The sequence below is a fragment of the Pedobacter sp. R20-19 genome (assembly GCF_000708265.2).
Taxonomy (GTDB): domain Bacteria; phylum Bacteroidota; class Bacteroidia; order Sphingobacteriales; family Sphingobacteriaceae; genus Pedobacter.
Genome location: NZ_JCKI01000005.1, coordinates 126,306 through 139,357 on the forward strand (window position 1 = coordinate 126,306; position 13,052 = coordinate 139,357).

Here is a 13,052-nt window from a genome sequence, read left to right on the forward strand (position 1 = left end):
TATGAGTGAAAATTCCCCTCTTGAGGGGTGCCTGCAAGGCGGGGTGGTCATATCAAACAGTATTGGTTGGCAAAAAAAGGAATACGAGTATTAATCATACTTGCTACATGCATTGCGGGACTTGGTTGAGAGCGAGGCGAGGTTACTGTATTTAAAAGCTATGAGGGAAAATTCCCCTCTTGAGGGGTGCCTGCAAGGCGGGGTGGTCATATCAAACAGTATTGGTTGGCAAAAAAATAAAAAATACGAGTGTTAATCATACTCTCAACATGATATATAAAATGAGTAGAAAAAATAAAAGTAGGTTAGAAGTTGGAAGTCACTCGATAAATCGTCATTGCGAAGCCTTGGCAAAAGCGAGCCAGCCTGTTCCGGTTTTAAATGGGCATAGCAATCTGTCTTGGTGGAAGAATTTCAGTTCTTTAGTCTCCCGAATCCTAAACCTTACACCCTCTACCTTCCGCCTAAAAGCGCTACATCTTACTTTATTCTTTCTGCTTTTCGCTTTCAGCTCAAAAGCCCAAATTTATCCGGTACAGGTGATGCCCGTGCTGGTGCCACCATACTCTTTAAATACCAGCGATTACTATAACGGTACTTCGGAACGCCTGGCCGTTGTGCTCACCAATACCGATTTGCAGAAGCCCGTATTAAATGTGCGACTGCGGATGTACATAGAAGGGCAAAATGCCAAATTACAGAGTAGAGACGGAGTTTATTATCCAACCATCACACTGGATGCGGGAATTCCACAGCGTATCAGCCTCGGCGATTTGGCTCCCTATTTCAATATCGATAACCTCAACTTCTCAGGTATAACCCGGGCCATGTACGCCCAGAACGGCAAGCTGCCGGAGGGGTTCTATTCCTTCTGTTTTGAAGTGATAGAGGTTAATACAGGTAAGGTGTTAAGCCGTAAAAGCTGCAGCATGGCCTACATTACACTATCAGACCCGCCACTGTTAAACTTGCCTTTGAAGGGTGAAAGCATAGCCAGCAGAGCAGTCCAAAACATCATTTTCCAGTGGACGCCAAGAAATTTGGGTAGCCCGAACGGCGCTTTTAATACCGAATATGAATTTACATTAAAAGAGCTTTGGGATACGGGCATTGCACCCGAAGCTGCTTTCGAAAGCACACAGCCCCTTTACCAGGTTACGGTTAGACCAACCACCTTACTGATGGGACCAGCTGAACCGCAGCTGATTCCGGGCAAGCGCTATGCCTGGCGGGTAAGGGCGGTAAGCACTTCGCCAACAGGCGAGCAGGCCGACAGTTATAGAAACAACGGTTTTAGCGAAATCTACTGGTTTACCTACCAAAGTGATTGTAAACCGCCACTAGCTATTAATTCGAGTGTAAGCAGTGGGCGGGCGACTGTTAACTGGACAGCCGATCCATCAAACGGAGGCATTCCTGCAGGCGGGTATACCCTGCAATACCGTGAACGCAGTTTAAGCGGCTCGAAATGGTACAGCGTAAATACGCTTGAAAACAGGGCCACGCTCTACGATCTTAAGCCGGGAAGCACTTACGAATACCGCGTGGGCAGTAGCTGCGTAGCGGGTAACATCGGCATCGGGATAGATCAGGCAACATACTCAGATATTCTTACCCTTGAAATCAACGGCAACCCGAAAGATACAGCTACGGTAAACTGTGGGATGATTAGTCCGGAGATTTCGATTACCAATCGAACACCCATACAGGCGTTAAACCAGGGCGATTTAATTATGGCTGGTGGTTTTCCGGTAAAGCTGACCAAAGTAACCGGTGGTGGAAGTTTTAGTGGCGAGGGATACGTTACCATCCCGATGCTGGGACAGGTGAATGTGAAAGTACGCTTTTCGGGCATACAGGTAAACACCGAAAGGCAGCTGTTTGGAGGGGTGATTGAGACGACTTATGACCCGAATGAGAAACAGATAGCCAACCTGGACAAGATTATTGAGGGAGGAGATGGAACAGGTATAGTGGTTACTGGTAAAGATTATGCAGATTACGAGGTAGATTTTCCTATTAAAGGTGTAGATAACATCAAGCCAATATTCAAGGATAAAGATGGACAGGTTATACCCGAAGGCAGTACAGCACAGGCAACTTCGGCCAGCATAACCGTAAAAGGGGAGGGAGACAAAACCAAAACCATTGAGGCCGATAAGATACCAACAACCTTAAAAGACAGCGATGGCACTATTTATAAAGTAGAGCAAGGCACAGACGGCAAACCAAAGGTAACCAAGGTAAGCGAAAGCGTGCCGATGCAGATGACCCTTGCCGAGCTGAACAAGCTGAATACCGAAAAGGGTACTGTTTATTTCAGTGCGCACCCCAAACAGCAATATGCTTTTGATGAGTATCAGGCTGAATATGGGAAGAGCAAGGTATTTGGTGTAGATGTTTACGAAAAGCTGAATGGCGATTACTATGTGAATGCGAAAGCCATATTACCAGGTAAAACAGATTTTATAAAGGCTACCATTGCCTTAAAGGATAACAGCCTAAAAGCTGATAGTGTACAATTTGTTACTGGAAAAGGAGTTAAGCTAACCAAAAATAAACTTGAAGATAATAGCTATGAGATTTCGGTTGTAGGTGGTCCTGCAAATGATGCGCAGGAGCTTTTTGCCGTTTACCCGTTGGGCAATGGAAAATACCTGAGCTTGGGTAAACTGCTTATTTCCTCATACCAACCAAAAACGGTTAAGGTGCAACTGGTGCCCGTTAACGGAAATACACTAGATAAAAATGCCATTACCGCACAGCTGAACAAAACCTATAACCCTATTGGGGTTAGTTTTGAAGTGAACCAAGCCAATAACTTCGTTAATACCGATTGGGATTTGAACAAAGATGGTAAACTGGCGGTAAGTGGCAGCGGCTTGCTTGCTACCCAAACTGCAGAAATGAAGGCACTGAACAATGCGTACAAAGCCACTAATCCAAGTTTGGCTAAAGATGTAGCAGTGCTCTTTATGCTGAACAGTTCTGATAGTACGGCTAACCTTGCAGGCGATATGCCTCGTGGCAAACAGTTTGGCTACCTGTTTACGGGTGCTGACGGTAAAGTTGCGGCACACGAGATTGGCCATGGCGTGTTCAAGCTGGAACATACATTTAGTAAATACGGCTTTACTCAAAACGATTTGGTGGGGAATATGATGAATTATCCACCGGGAGAAAAGTTGACAAAGTTCCAATGGGATGCCATACATGCGCCTGGGATAGTGGTTGGGGTTTTTGAAAAGGATGAGGATGGGCAGAGTATCGAACAGCCTCAATTAAGATGTATAGCCGACGCCTCGAATCTTGGAAAGGTATTCAGAGATCCCGATGGCAATGTTGTTACACTTACTGCAAATCAAACCCCATTTGCGTTTTTCGGACAAGACGAGGGTGAACTGTATGGTAGATTGGCAGCCTATAAAGAGAATAATGACACCTTTATTTACTATATCAAAACAGCTGACAGAACTTACGCTGGCAATTGGGGTAATTTCGATCAAACTATTAAAGGGAAACAACTTGCCAAAGGAGGTACTAATGCCCAATTGGTTAAAATAGATAACAATTGCATTTTCAATGGGCAAAAAATATTGCCTTGCAACTGTGGTTTTATCATTAATTATTCGAAAGATAAAACTGATTTTATTGCAGGCGGTAAGATTAAAAATACAACTGGACAAGGTGCTGATGGTAACATCGTGTTCATTGACTATTCTATTGGAAGCGATGGTAAATCACCTTTTACAGCAGGACAAAAGGATAGCCTGAATAAAACAATTACCGGCATTAACAATGGTTTGGAAACCTTAAAAGTTTATCTTTTAAATACGGGCAATCCAAATTACGCCAGCCAAAAGGCTGAGGCAGATCACGATAAAGCACCAAACAAATTTATTGTTACCTATAACCAGCAGAGCAAGAAACTTGATTTGCAACATCATTTATCTGCCCCAAAATGGCTTACTGATGTTATGCCAAATGTGGATGCAGATGCATGTATTACCGAGTATGTGAACGAAGGGCTTAAAGAATTGCATAACGACCCTGTTTATCAGGTCTCCTTAGATTTTGATAAGGCCCTCCAAGAAATTAATGTGGTTACCTATCGCGGTTTGTTTGGGATTTTATTGTGCGCCACCAATGAGGAAAGCGTACAAAATGCAAGCGCAACAACCAAATATTTAGCAGGTGCCTTGCACGAGATTATTGTAACTGTTGATGTTAAAGAACTGGTTAAAGGCCTGGTAAAAATAGGTACCGAAGCCGCAACGGCAACGGTTAAAAGCAACCTGGAGTTTTACCAAGATATTAAACAGACTTTCTTGGATATCCATGCCGGTAAAACAATAGATAATGCCGTTCTGATGCAAAGATTATTGCCACCTGGTATGCGCAATGATATTAAACTGATGAATACGGTTGTTAAAGTAGCCAAGCAGTTTTCGGAATTTTACTTTACCAAGTGCGATACCTACAAGTTTAAAAATGGGCAGACTGGCGATATCTGTGCTTACCGCTATGGGCAGGTAACCGTAATGGTGGTACCAATTGTATTTACCGCTGGCGAGTGGGCCATTGCAAAAGGCAGTGCATTAGTTGGACGCTTAAAAACCATCAGTACGCTAGGGCGAGAGGTTGAAGTAATAAATCTACTTTCAAAAGCTGAAGATGGGACAACCATTATAGCAGAATCTGAAAAAATTATAATAAAAAGTGGTGATGAGGTTCATACGGTTGTAAAGGAATCGGGTACGGTTGTGATTAAAGAAGGTGTAGAAAGTATTGATGATGCCGTTAAAATACTTGAAAAAGAAATAACCGACCCAGAGCTGTTAAGAGCGGCAAAAGAAGAAGTAATAGCTGAAGTTGCAGAAGATGCAAGTGTATTAAAAGATACCAAATGGCTTGAAAATATTATTAAAGGAAATAGGTTTGAGAAATATATGGATCCAAGGATTAGAGCAGATCTAACCAATATTGGTGTAGATTTAACAGGTACCACACAAGTAAACCAACTTTATGTAATGGGGCCAAAAGGCAACCTGGTAATTATGGATAATGGCTTTGTTAAACAAGTTTATGCCATTGATGGTTCATTGGACTACACCAAAGTAATTTATAACGATAGCAAACTTAATATAGGTACAGCCTGGTCTAAAAACCAAAATACAGAGATTATTAAATTTTTTAGAGATAATCCTGATAAGGAGTTTATTGTCATGGAAGTGAGAACAGATAATAAATTTTTACAAAATGTCCCTATCCAAAAGACAAATCAAATTAGGTTGTATCGTCAGGATGTATTTAAAACAATTAGTGATGGAAATGGTAACTTTGGTAAAAGCATACGAATGAACGATATTAAATTCAAAGAATGATGAAACAAGCAGAAGTTTTAGAGATTATTAAAAGAGAGCTAAGAAATGGAATATTACCTTTCGGTTTCGAAGTTGCCATTGGTCAAAGGAATACTATCGTAATTGAAAAAAATGAAAGAAAAAAAATTATATACGATGATTTTAAAGTTGAAGATTTTTTTACATTGATTACTATTTTGGAAATAGAGAATGTTGTAACGCCAATATTAAGAAAGAATGGACTAATTGGAGGGGCTGATGATGAGCTTATGGTAACATCATCATTAAACAAGTTAGAACCCGAATTATTTGAGAAAAACTTAAACCCTAGCTATCCAAAAACGATAGCAACCGAACAAGATGTTTTAGATTTATTGAACGATTTAAAGGAGTATGCTGAAAATGTAGCCGAGCCTTTTTTCGAAAAATGGAGTGATTTGCGGATGCTGGATAAATTTTTAGATACTGTTCCGCAGATGGAAGTGCATAATTATTTAGGTGGTTACGGAGTATTTTCTAAGATATTAATCTACAAGTTGTGTAACAATCCCAATTATCAAGAATATTTTGACATGATGTATTCATTTGCCATAAATAGATATGAAGAAAACCCCAATGCCGATATTGCAATAAAACAAAAGCACGATTTTATGATAGATTTTAAAGAGATTTTGGATAATACTGCACCTATTTATAATCTTTGAAGTTGGATTATACCGACAAGATGTTTATAAAAGTATTAGTGATGGTAGTGGTAACTTTGGTAAAAGCATACGAATGAACGATATTAAATTCAAAGAATGATGAAACAAGCAGAAGTTTTAGAGATTATTAAAAGAGAGCTAAGAAATGGAATATTACCTTTCGGTTTCGAAGTTGCCATTGGTCAAAGGAATACTATCGTAATTGAAAAAAATGAAAGAAATGACACAATAATAAAGGAATTCGGAGTAATTATATACGATGATTTTAAAGTTGAAGATTTTTTTACATTGATTACTATTTTGGAAATAGAGAATGTTGTAACGCCAATATTAAGAAAGAATGGACTAATTGGAGGGGCTGATGATGAGCTTATGGTAACATCATCATTAAACAAGTTAGAACCCGAATTATTTGAGATAAACTTAAACCCTAGCTATCCAAAAACGATAGCAACCGAACAAGATTTTTTAGAGTTAATGAATGATTTAAAGCAATATACTGAGGAAGTAGCAGAGCCTTTTTTTGAAAAATGGAGTGATTTACGAGTGGTGGATAAATTTTTGGATACTGTACCACAAATGGAAGTACAGAATTATATTAATGAGGGAGTACTTTCAAAGGCATTGATTTATAAGCTGTGCAATAATCCCCCAACTGGTTTAAGTGTTCGCTTTTTCAGCGGTCACTTAAATCCAGATTGAAACCGAAGACTTTGTCTGGGAATAAAGCACAGACTAAACAAATGAAATACAGAACCACAAAAGGTAGGCGTTCTTTGAAATAATTTTATACAGCAAGGTATTTCGGTCTGGAGACCCCACTGGTTTAAGTGTTCGCTCTTTCAGCGGTCACTTAAACCCAGATTGAAACCGAAGACTTTGTCAGTGAATAAAGCATTGACAAAGCCATAAAAATAGAACCACTAATGAGTGGTCGTTCTTTGAAATAATTTAATGCAGAAAGCTATTGCGGTCTGGAGACCTGGGTTTTCAAGAGGGATTTAAGTGGTCCTTTGGAACACTTAAACCTGAGGGTAAGCTCTATTAAGACAAAATTAATACAGAGGCAATTGCATAAAATTTAAGAAATAAACAATCATCCCTGATTGTAAAAAGGACGAAACTTCCCCTATATGTTTGGTCAAAAAATAAAATCATTGCACATCCCAAAAGCAATGGAATAACAATAACCTGTAAAAGCAAACATCCCTAAGCTTATAGGTAAACACAGCAGACGCTGTTTAAATGCTAAAGGGATTAATGAATAGTAAAAAAAACGGATTAATATTAATGGCACTGCTTTTAGCGGTGGTGCCCCTTTGTGCTCAAACCATTTCAGGCATACAGACGGATGGGAGCAGGCAGAACAATATTGTAACAGCGGTTCCTTTCCTTTCTATTGTACCTCAGGCCAGAGCCGGCGCCATGGGCAATGCTGGGGTAGCGGTTGATGCGGATGCAAATGCTTCAGCTTTGAACGTTTCGGCTCTTGCGTTTTTGTCTGTCGGCAGTTCAGGAGCTTCGGTATCTTATAGCCCCTGGTTAAAAAGTTTAGTACCCGATATGAGCCTGGCTTACCTGAGTGGTTATCTCCGTTTGGATGACAGAAATACCATTGCCGCTTCCTTTCGGTACTTTTCTTTGGGGAGTGTACAGTTTACGGATAACTATTTTCAAAATTTGGGTACCTACAACCCAAATGAGCTCGCCTTTGATGTAAGTTATACCCGAAGTTTTGGGCCAGATTTTGCAATGGGCAGCACGCTTCGTTTTATCTATAGTAATCTATATAGTGGGCAGTTTGCCACCGGATCGCAAGTACAGGCAGGCAAAGCTATTGCCGCCGATGTTTCGGCACTATATAAAAAAGAAACGGAGCTTTTTGGCCAATCTGCAATATGGTCTGCCGGAATAAACCTTTCTAATATTGGTACCAAGGTCAGTTACAATACTGGTGGCGCAGCTTATTTTCTACCGGCCAATTTTAAGTTAGGTACAGCGGCTACTTTGATACCGGGCAATGGCAACAGGTTTATCATTGCGATAGATCTGAACAAACTCATGGCTCCAACCCAGCCTGTTTATGACGGGAACGGAAAAATATCAAAAGGGGCCGATCCGAACCGTTCAGTTCCGGCAGGTATTTTTGGCTCATTCGGCGATGCACCTGGAGGAATTGGAGAAGAATTTAAGGAAATAGGTGTTTCAACCGGAATTGAGTACGGTTATCAGGAAAAATTTGCCTTACGGGCTGGTTATAACTACCAAAATCCAGATAAGGGAAACAGCAGGTATCTAACCCTGGGTGCCGGTTTTAAATACAATGTTTTTAAAATAGACTTTGCCTACCTGGTAGGCAGTACGCAAAAAAGTCCCATGGCAAATACTTTGCGGTTCAGCCTGCAGGCCAGCTTTGGTGCTGAAGATAAAATGAAGAAAAACTAATCAATTAAATAATAATCAATTAAAAATCAGAAAACAAAATGAAAACAATCAAAAGCACAATTATGATGTTCGTTGCCCTATTCAGTTTAGTAAGCTGTAAAAAGGATGAGGTTGTTGTACAAACAACAGCACAAAAAATCCAAGCCAAATGGGGTATTGAAACTTCAACAAATACGGAATATGTACCACCTGCTGAAAAATTAACTACAACCTACCATGGTAATTCTGCTGATTATTTTGACTTCAGAGCAAATGGTAAGGTCTACATCAAGCAAGGTACAAATCCTGAAGAAGTTATGGATTATACAATTGAAAGTGATACTCAGATTCTTATAGGTGATATGATGTTTTCGATCCAAAAATTGGAAGACCATAATCTTAAACTGTATTTTAAACAGCTTCTTAAAGATGACATCAGTTATACAGAAGATACCTATAACCTTACAAAGTAAATTAAAAGAATGCATTGCGGTCGATTTGACGGATGCATTCTTTTAATATTTAATTTAAAACAACGTTAAGCGCTCAATAAACCATGAAGATAAATCATTACATTATATTTCTACTGATCTGCTACACATTATTTGTTGGCTGTAAAAAAGAAACCATTACCGAAGCCAAAGCAGGGTTCAATTACGAGATCATCAATCAAAATTTCACGGTTCCTGTTAAGGTAAGTTTTGTAAATACCACAACGGGTGCACAAAACTACGAATGGACTTTTGAGGGCGGTAGTCCAAATGTTTCTAATAAAAAAGACCCTGGGATTGTACAGTTCGACCATGCTGGTACTTATAAAGTAAAACTCCGGGCATGGAATGAAGATAATGAAAGTGTTAAAGAAATCAGTTTGCAATTGGATAGTGCAGTAACCGTAGATTTTGACCCGATTATCCAAACCAATGAATTTTCTCCAGTAAAAGTCAAACTGAATAACAAAACGATCGGTGCAAGTACTTATAGCTGGATTTTTGAAGGTGGAACACCCGCAACCGCCAATGTACAGCAGCCACCCTTGGTTAATTTTGTAGATACAGGTTACCACAACATTGTCCTTACGGTTACCAATGGAAGATCAACATTTTCCAGAACAAAAAAAATCCATGTAGCAGCTTCACTTTCGCCATCTTTTAATATTGTTCCATCGTTTGAAGATAATGATAACGAGGCACCCTTAAACGCAACCTTACAAAATGCAACGGTTAGCGGTTTAACCTATACCTGGACAACTTCAGGAGGAACGATCGATCATTCAACAGCTGAAAATCCAAACATACATTTTGATCACGCAGGTACCTATACAGTTACACTTACGGCAGGGAATGGGAAAGAAAGTAAACAGGTTACACAGACCATCGTGGTACTGCCAAATAAAAATTTAAGAACTTTTACTGATGTGAAATTAGGGGTAAATACCGCTCATAGTACTATTGGTAGTTTCTTTTCTACGAGTTTACGTAAAACCTTTAAAGCTGGTGATGATCTTTCCACCGATGGAAAATATATAGATGTACTTTACTTTGGTTTAAACCAGAATTTCAACTACAATAAATTCCTTTCACCAGATTCTGCATCAGCATATACCTTTAATGCCATACCACAGGCAATGAACAGCAAGGTTATCAACACACAGGAAAACTGTGGTTGTGGCAATATAATGAGCAGTTCCGATTTTGATGCCATCACCAATGGGTCTACCTTTCAGAATTATACCGTTAATCCCTCCGCTGCGGGTAAGAAACAATTTACCAATACCGCTATACCAAGAATTATTCTGTACCAAACTACTGATGGAAGAAAGGGAGCCATCAAAATCAAACAATATGTATCCAACGCTACCCAATCTTATATCGTGGTGGATATTAAAGTGCAAAAAACGCCTTAAATCTATAAATGCGCTATGATAAAAATTTTAAACAATTATTTAAGGCCAAAAGGGAAGAACATCACTTTAGGTATTAAATTGAATAACTACAAGCACCCTGTTTTTTCTACTTTTGGGTTTAAGGTATTGCTCTCCCTGGTGTTTTTGTTTTCAGCTTTCAGCCTGAAAGCACAGAATATCAATTTAGAAAGTTTAAAGGGGATAGGTAATGCAAAGCCTGTACGGATTAATGGTGGTATAAATGCCAATAGTGTAATGTTTGCCGGAGATGGCCCCACCACACGTGATCCATTTACCTATTTTTTACAAGGAAATGTGAATGCCAATCTATTCGGACAGATCAATCTGCCCTTTTCATTTAACCTGACCAATAGCGGGCACGGCTTCAGTTATCCTACCTTGCCTAACCGGTTAAGTTTAAATCCCACATATAAGTGGATATCAGCGCATATTGGAGATGTGGCAATGACATTTTCACCTTATACCTTAAATGGTCATCAATTTAGAGGAATAGGTTTTGATCTCACCCCAGATGGGCCATGGAAATTAAGTGCAATGTATGGTAGATTGAATAAAGCTATTGAATATAATCCATTGGTTAATTATACTCAGCCCGGATACAAAAGAATGGGGTATGGTGCAAAGGTTGGTTATGAAAAAGCAAAGTATATGCTGGGGCTAACCATGTTTAAAGCTGAAGATGAATTAAATTCATTGTCCAATAAGCCAGATAGTCTGATGATATATCCCCAACAAAACCTGGTAATGAGTTGGGAGGCGAAAGTTAAACCTATAAAAGGTTTAGAACTTTCTACAGAATTTGCTACAAGCAGTATGACTAAAGATCTTCGTGATACAACTACGAGGCACAATAGAGCGAATACCTTTTTAAGCCGGTTTTCAAGCGTAAATGGCTCTACTGTATATTATAATGCCTTTAAAACACAAATGAATTATACTTATCAAAAAAGTACGCTGGGTGTGGGCTATGAGCGGGTTGATCCAGGATATGAAACCTTAGGTGCCTATTACTTTAACAGTGATTTGGAGAATATAACGGTAAATATGTCGCAGGTATTTTTAAAGGATAAGGCAAATATTGCGGTTAATGTTGGTTTCCAGCGCGATGATCTTGACCATAGCAAAGCATCAGGTACCAGACGTTTTGTCGGATCTGCAAATTTAGGCTACAATCCAAATGAGAAGATACAAACCACGGTAAGTTATTCTAATTTTCAAACCTATATGAATATGAGGCCGCAGTTCGATTATATTAATCAGGCATCTCAATTCCAGAATATCGACACCCTTAATTATGTGCAGATTTCGCAAAATGCCAATGCAAATATTAACTGGATGACCCAAAAGAATGAAAAGCAAACCCAGGCCCTAAATCTGAACATGAGTTTTCAGGATGCTACAGACCAGCAGGGTGGGGTTGTGGCCAATGGAAATGCTTCACAATTTTATAATCTGGCCGCCGCTTATAATGTAGTATTGATCAAACAAGGAATTGGAATTACATTAGCCTATAATACCAGTTATAACACCATTGGCAAAAATGATTTCTTAACTATGGGCCCTACACTTTCAGTTAATGCAAAACTGTTGAAAAAGACATTGAATACAAGTTTTTCTACCTCTTATAACCTGAGCAATTCGCTAGGGGTAAGGCAGAGCAGTGTGCTGAATATCAGGGCTAATGCATCTTATGTACTATTGAAGAAGCATAACCTCAATTTTAGTTTGATGAACCAGAACAGAAATATGCAATTGAAAGGAAAAACAAATGATTTAACGACTACGCTAGGGTACGGTTATAGTTTTAAATAAATAAGATTTAACAGCAGAATTCCAATAAATAAACTGAAGGTTTATGATCATCAGGAACACCGCCGTACAGTAAAATTCTTAATTTTTCATTTTGGAAAGTCCTTCATGGTTGATAACGGTAATTTTTGTCCCGATTCTGTCTATAAGCTGCTCATCCTTAAAATCAGATAAGGTTCGGCTTACCGTTTCAGTGGACATGCATGCCATTGCGGCAAGATCTTCTCTGGAAATATGGATTAAATTGTCATCTACTTTTCTTTGGCCGTAGAGGCGGAGCAATGTGCCCGCCATTTTCTTTCTTACAGAGTGATATGCCAGCTCCAAAAGCTGGTCTTCCTTTGCTCTATTATCTTTGGAGAGGATATGAATAAATTTTCTGGCCACTTCAGGATATAAATTTAGTATGGTTTCCATTTGCTCCAACGGGATGAGGCATATTCTACTATCTTCTAAAGCTGTTGCGGTATCAGCGTAACAACTGTTACTCAACACCGCATTAATTCCCAAATAATCGCCCTGACCATAAATACCCGTCATCAGCTCTCTGCCATCCTCTGCAAGTTTAATGGTTTTAACCCTTCCCTCTGTAACCAGATACAAGCCTTTTCCATGGTCATCTTCGTAATAGATCACCTGGTTCTTTCTAAAATCCCGGCTTTTTTTTCCTTCAATTATCTTATTAAACTCAGCAAGACCATCTGTTTTCTCAACCAGGACCTTAAACTCCTCAGTTTTTTTCTGGTGAGATAGATCATTTGCGGCCTTTTTTCTTAAACGGATATCAATGGCATTAAGCAATTCCATATCATCAAAAGGTTTCAT

Annotated in this window: 8 protein-coding genes; 7 read left to right on the top strand and 1 reads right to left on the bottom strand. The window is 39.3% G+C overall.

Annotated elements, in window-relative coordinates; translation table 11 throughout:
- Positions 1-281 precede the first annotated feature (281 nt).
- From AN34_RS12445 to AN34_RS12475, 7 genes are all read left to right on the top strand, one after another.
- Positions 282-5,384 carry a fibronectin type III domain-containing protein gene (locus AN34_RS12445; protein WP_197285514.1) on the top strand — a complete coding sequence of 1,701 codons (5,103 nt, stop codon included), beginning with the start codon at positions 282-284 and terminating at the stop codon, positions 5,382-5,384.
- Positions 5,381-6,067 (top strand): hypothetical protein, encoded by a 687-nt coding sequence (locus tag AN34_RS12450; protein ID WP_157263299.1) that lies wholly within the window; start codon positions 5,381-5,383, stop codon positions 6,065-6,067. Before AN34_RS12445 ends, AN34_RS12450 begins: the two co-directional genes overlap by 4 nt.
- 96 nt (positions 6,068-6,163) lie before the next feature.
- The gene (locus tag AN34_RS12455) at positions 6,164-6,769 is read left to right on the top strand and encodes a hypothetical protein (protein WP_157263300.1); all 606 of its coding nucleotides are present in this window, start codon (positions 6,164-6,166) and stop codon (positions 6,767-6,769) included.
- 558 nt (positions 6,770-7,327) lie between these two features.
- Positions 7,328-8,512 carry a type IX secretion system outer membrane channel protein PorV gene (gene porV / locus AN34_RS12460; RefSeq protein WP_029285892.1) on the top strand — a complete coding sequence of 395 codons (1,185 nt, stop codon included), beginning with the start codon at positions 7,328-7,330 and terminating at the stop codon, positions 8,510-8,512.
- Positions 8,513-8,550: 38 nt separating this feature from the next.
- Positions 8,551-8,964, top strand: coding sequence for a hypothetical protein (locus AN34_RS12465; protein ID WP_029285894.1), 414 nt, complete (start codon positions 8,551-8,553; stop codon positions 8,962-8,964).
- A gap of 83 nt (positions 8,965-9,047) precedes the next feature.
- On the top strand, positions 9,048-10,397 hold the full coding sequence (locus tag AN34_RS12470) for a PKD domain-containing protein (RefSeq protein WP_029285896.1): 1,350 nt from the start codon (positions 9,048-9,050) through the stop codon (positions 10,395-10,397).
- A 15-nt stretch (positions 10,398-10,412) separates the two neighbouring features.
- Positions 10,413-12,230, top strand: a complete 1,818-nt coding sequence (locus AN34_RS12475; RefSeq protein WP_051666503.1) for a hypothetical protein — start codon at positions 10,413-10,415, stop codon at positions 12,228-12,230.
- Positions 12,231-12,308: 78 nt separating this feature from the next.
- On the opposite strand, the gene AN34_RS12480 is transcribed toward AN34_RS12475, so the two are convergent.
- The gene (locus tag AN34_RS12480) at positions 12,309-13,052 is read right to left on the bottom strand and encodes a Crp/Fnr family transcriptional regulator (RefSeq protein WP_369818088.1); all 744 of its coding nucleotides are present in this window, start codon (positions 13,050-13,052) and stop codon (positions 12,309-12,311) included.

Bases quoted from the DNA above. Each gene is read 5' to 3' on its own strand.
- AN34_RS12480 (WP_369818088.1), bottom strand. From the start codon at position 13,052: ATGAAACCTTTTGATGATATGGAATTGCTTAATGCCATTGATATCCGT.
- AN34_RS12445 (WP_197285514.1), top strand. From the start codon at position 282: ATGAGTAGAAAAAATAAAAGTAGGTTAGAAGTTGGAAGTCACTCGATA.
- AN34_RS12475 (WP_051666503.1), top strand. From the start codon at position 10,413: ATGATAAAAATTTTAAACAATTATTTAAGGCCAAAAGGGAAGAACATC.
- AN34_RS12470 (WP_029285896.1), top strand. From the start codon at position 9,048: ATGAAGATAAATCATTACATTATATTTCTACTGATCTGCTACACATTA.
- AN34_RS12465 (WP_029285894.1), top strand. From the start codon at position 8,551: ATGAAAACAATCAAAAGCACAATTATGATGTTCGTTGCCCTATTCAGT.
- AN34_RS12450 (WP_157263299.1), top strand. From the start codon at position 5,381: ATGATGAAACAAGCAGAAGTTTTAGAGATTATTAAAAGAGAGCTAAGA.
- porV (WP_029285892.1), top strand. From the start codon at position 7,328: ATGAATAGTAAAAAAAACGGATTAATATTAATGGCACTGCTTTTAGCG.
- AN34_RS12455 (WP_157263300.1), top strand. From the start codon at position 6,164: ATGATGAAACAAGCAGAAGTTTTAGAGATTATTAAAAGAGAGCTAAGA.